The sequence below is a fragment of the Moraxella bovis genome (genome assembly GCF_002014975.1).
Classification (GTDB): domain Bacteria; phylum Pseudomonadota; class Gammaproteobacteria; order Pseudomonadales; family Moraxellaceae; genus Moraxella; species Moraxella bovis.
Window position 1 is genome coordinate 1 of the sequence record NZ_MUXV01000052.1, and the last position, 3884, is coordinate 3884.

Genomic DNA, 3884 nt, shown 5'->3' on the forward strand with positions numbered 1-3884 from the left:
GTGAAGGATGTGGGGGAGGCGGAGATGTTAATTAGATCCGCCAAAAACCAACAAGCGTCTTACATGCAAGCCATGATTGATTACATGGCTGAAGATAGGGACTTGCTAGAAACTGCCACACCTGCCTTATCAGACGATTATGGTACCATAAAAGCTTCACAGGAAAATGAATATGATGAAGATGAAACGGATGATACAGGAGAGCTTAGCTTGCCTCATATTTTACTGGCATCAGCCTCTAGCCTCATTGGTGTGGCAAAGAAGAATATTCATCAATATGCCACAGAACACATCACTTTTTCATCTGGTGCTGACCTAAACATAGCAACTGGTAAAAAATTACTAGCGAGTGTTGCAAAAGGTATTGGTATTTTGGCACACGATATGGGTATCAAAATGATTGCAGCAAGTGGCAACATCAATATATCTGCTCAAAGAAATGATATTGATATTGTCGCTGAAGAAGTGCTTAGATTAATTAGTAAACGTAAAAAAATTGAGATTTCTGCTATGGAAGAAATTGTTTTAAATGTTCAGGGTAATTATATAAAGATACTACCTGACAAGATAGAACAGGGAACCAAAGGTGAGTGGATAGTGCATGCCAACAAACATGAACTAAGCAGTCCAAATACGATTGAGTTTGAACTGCCACAAGACCCTTATGATGAAATGTACGTCATTACAGATAGTAATGGAAATCCTGTTAGTGGATTTGCTTATAAAATCACCACAGATGACGGCAGAGTATATCGTGGTATCACCAACGAAAAAGGTGAGACCATCAGAGTAGGTACCGCCAATAAGGCGGTGGGATTAACGATTGAAGAGGATGAGGGGGAGTAAGAATGGGTACAACAACAGGCAAACCAACAAAACCTAGTAAACCAGCACAGCAAGGGATTGAGCAAACCAATCCCAGTAATACAGTGCATAAATCTCAAGTCAATATCACCATTGAGGTTTTAACTGTCAATTTGTTTTTTGATGGGACAAAAAACAATAAGTATAATATTGACAATAAAACAAGGTATAGCAGACAAATTAAAAAAGACCCCAAAGGTTATGAAAGTTATACCAATGCGTATTCTAATGTGGCACATTTATATGAGGCCGCCTATCAACAGACGAACAAAAATAATACCATTATCAACATTTATGTTGAAGGTATGGGTACAACCAAAGACCGAGTAGATGACCAACAAGGCTTTGCAATGGGTTCTGGAATAACTGGCATCACACGTCGTGCAAATCATGCTTTTGAAACAATGAGGCTGGCAATACAGGCAAAACGCAAGGAATTTACAATTAACCGTATTCGCTTAAATGCTTTTGGTTTTAGCCGTGGAGCGGCGACAGCTCGGCATTTTTTATCTAATTTTAAAGGACATCGTGATTTGGGTGGCTGGGGCATCGGCATCCCCTTTCGGGTAAATTTTGTTGGACTGTTTGATACTGTATCATCATTTGATTCAAGATCAGTATCAGAGGCAGGGTGGGATATCACGAAAAAGGCTGGCTTGAATGTTGCTAAAAAGGTGCCGATGCCTTGGACGGTTGTACTCCCCACCAGTGATAAGAATCATTTCCCTGAGTTTAATGATGATGTGGTTGAGCTTGATCTAACTCTTGACACTAATAAAAATACCCATCCTCTTAAAGTCTTTCAAATTTGTGCCAAAGATGAGTACCGCACCTATTTCTCTTTGACAGATATTAAAAGTGCTAAATTAGGGGGGGGCAAAGTTGATAATAGGTTCACGGGTTTTGGTTATGAAATCTATTTACCGGGGGCGCACTCTGACATTGGTGGAGGCTACCCCAATGGCATCAATGAAGAATATCGTTGCAGTTTTTATGAACACAAGCTGGCAGAATGGTTATCAAAACAAGGTTTTTATACCCAAGGACAAACTGAAACTGAGTTGCCAAGAGATGACGATATGGGCTACACCCATTTTCATCGCACGAACATCCCTTTTGATGCCTATATGATTGCTCTCAAAGTGATGCATGAGATGGCGGTTCAAGAAGGGGGTATGAAAGAAATATTTAGTGATAAATATATACAAGGCAAATGTTACAGCGATTATGATGTTATCAATGAATTGGTTGCTAATATACCTACACAGGTGCTACAAGAAGTGCAAGAAACAGGCTGGCATGCCAAGCTTGGTATTTTTGATTTTAGTCGGCATTATGGCGACCTAAAAACCTTTAGAAATCAATTTATCCACTGGTCTGCCAAAAAAGAGTTTGGCTATGAGGTGCGTCGTGGCAATACGACTGAAAAAAACGCCCTTGGTGATGCCCAGCAAGTGGCTGCAGACACAGGTGTTGCCATGGGAGCTTTAGCGGGTGCTGATAACTTGTTGTTATTAGAACCTCATCGGGTGGTGCATGATGGCTAAACAATCGCCCAACCCATGGTTGATAATTTTTATTTTGCTCTTACCGGTGTTGGTGCCACTACTGTGGGTGAGTGGCTCACTGATTGTGCTAACTATTAAGTTCATGATTTCTTACGGAGACTTCACAATGTCTAAAGCTACAAAATCTGATTTACCAACCAGTCCTACAGGTGTCCCTGCGCAAACCGACCCTTATGAATATAATTGGCAGTTGGATGTTGATAGTGCCACCTTGGCATATCATCGTGGTGGCAAAAAAAAAGGTGTGGGACTGGGCATTTTATATGTGGAATCTCGTAATAGCCCGCATCTGTATTCAGATTTTTATGATAACAAAGGGAACTTGGTTAGAAAGCTTATGGGTGCTGGTGGTACGCATTTCACCTCTCCTGAACGTTGGCAACTGCCTGCCGAGATGTACATTACTTATTATAGCGAGCTTGAAAACCAGTTTTATCAGCTAGAGACGGATTTGCCCAGAGAAGCCTTTAAAAAAGCTTTTGATGAGACTTTCTTGGATTATTTTCCAGTTGGGTGGCGAATAGACGACCCTGCTTTTGGTAACGCAATCGAACTTTATGTAGGTCCTGAGGGGCGGGTGCTTGTTTTTGTTAACAATGCCAACAATACCAGCAAACGCATTGTAGGGCGTTATCAAGCAAAGAAGATAGAGGGAGATTATGTGCTAGATGTATTGGATGATGGCAATAGGCGTTATGCTCTTGATGAAAACGGCAACTATAATAAAGAGTTTACCAGAGAGTATTTTTTTAACACGGATTTTGAAAGAGTCAAAAGAGATGCTCCTCCTTATTACGAGATGTTTAAAGTAGGTAAAGGCATGCCAATCGGCTCAGGAAAGTGGATGGATGATATTCAAATTAAGTATCCATGGAGGCTTGAAGTGATAGACCCTACAGGTGACTGGCTAGGTGAGTACGCAGTTAATTACATCAGTCGTGAATGGGATACGGTGCTAAGAGATCGTCTGCCAGAACAGATGCATGCTTTAAAACCTGTGCCGTCCAACATCAAAACTTGGGTTTATGACAAACCCACAGGACAGCGTTATTTTCTTGAAATAGATACTTATGCACGCATAAAAGATAATGGGACACGTAACGGTCGATATACCATCTACAAAGACCCTAATGTGGATTATCTTAGAAAGCGCTTTGAGTACTTCTTTTCTAATCGCACACTTGCTGATAATGATAAACCAGTTAAATCTGAAGATTTTGCTACGCTAAAAATTATCCTTGACAATAGTGGTAAAATGAGCGAAATCTATCTAGAAAAAAATGGGGTAAAACTACCCCTAGATGGTGCTTACCACTATTATCTTGCACCCGTGCAGGAAGATGGCTATTTGCCACAAGAGGGTTTTGATGAGTACATCACTGAACCCAAGGTGGACTTAATAGACCCTGAATTATCCTCAATAAACCAACCCTAAGGACATTCCATGAACCA

Annotated in this window: 3 protein-coding genes; all 3 read left to right on the plus strand. The window is 40.7% G+C overall.

The features are described 5' to 3' along the window. Positions 1 to 846 (plus strand): DUF2345 domain-containing protein (locus B0182_RS11375; RefSeq protein ID WP_211271646.1); only part of this gene is annotated, 846 nt, incomplete at its 5' end. A 2-nt stretch (positions 847 to 848) separates the two neighbouring features. Next, complete coding sequence (locus B0182_RS11380) at positions 849 to 2411, plus strand: phospholipase effector Tle1 domain-containing protein (protein WP_078275048.1); 1563 nt, start codon at positions 849 to 851, stop codon at positions 2409 to 2411. Positions 2412 to 2538: 127 nt separating this feature from the next. After that, positions 2539 to 3867 (plus strand): DUF2931 family protein, encoded by a 1329-nt coding sequence (locus B0182_RS11385; RefSeq protein WP_158079705.1) that lies wholly within the window; start codon positions 2539 to 2541, stop codon positions 3865 to 3867. Positions 3868 to 3884: the final 17 nt, after the last annotated feature.